A 707-nucleotide genomic window follows, 5' to 3' on the forward strand; every position below is an offset into this window, starting at 1 on the left:
TCAACCGCCTGATCGATATGGGCGTCGAGCCGTTCCTGCTGGCCTCGTCACTGCTGGGCGTGCTGGCGCAACGCCTGGTCCGCCGCCTGTGCCCGCATTGCAAACAGGAAGACCCGGCCGCGCCCGGTACCTGGCGCCCGGTGGGCTGCGCGCAGTGCAACCAGATCGGCTACAGCGGGCGGACTGGGATCCATGAATTGTTTTGCGTCGACGACGAGGTGCGCAGCCTGATCCACCAGGGCGCCGGCGAGCAGGATCTGCGCGTGGCGGCGCGGCGTGCGGGGATGTTCAGCATGCGTGAAGACGGCGAGCGCTGGGTGCGCAGCGGCGCCACCGCGCCCGAAGAAATCCTGCGCGTGACACGGGACGCCTGATGAATCGCTATCGCTATGAAGCCGCCGATGCCAGCGGCAAAGTCGAGGCCGGGCACCTGGAGGCCGACAGCCAGAGCGGGGCATTTGCCGTGCTGCGCAGCCGTGGCCTGACCGCGCTGCTGGTGCAGGTCGAGGGCGGTCAGCAAAGCGCCGCCGGCAGCAGCCTGTTCAGCGCCAAGCTGTCGGACAACGACCTGGCCTGGGCCACGCGGCAACTGGCGAGCCTGCTCGGCGCCAGCCTGCCCCTGGAGGCGGCATTAAGCGCCACGGTGGAACAGGCGGAGAAAAAACACATCGCCCAGACCCTGGCCGCCGTGCGTGCCGATGTACGCG

At 69.0% G+C, this 707-nt stretch carries 1 protein-coding gene and 1 pseudogene; both read left to right on the forward strand.

Annotated features, from left to right (window positions below; genetic code table 11):
- A partial coding sequence (locus Q8X51_RS32140; protein ID WP_442095014.1) for an ATPase, T2SS/T4P/T4SS family occupies window positions 1-374 on the forward strand: 374 nt, incomplete at its 5' end.
- A pseudogene (locus Q8X51_RS32145) lies at window positions 374-707 on the forward strand (type II secretion system inner membrane protein GspF); the annotation flags it as partial. The gene Q8X51_RS32140 and the pseudogene Q8X51_RS32145, both read left to right, overlap by 1 nt.

It is taken from the genome of Pseudomonas sp. Yb2C2, assembly GCF_052112325.1.
Taxonomy (GTDB): Bacteria; Pseudomonadota; Gammaproteobacteria; order Pseudomonadales; family Pseudomonadaceae; genus Aquipseudomonas; species Aquipseudomonas marginalis.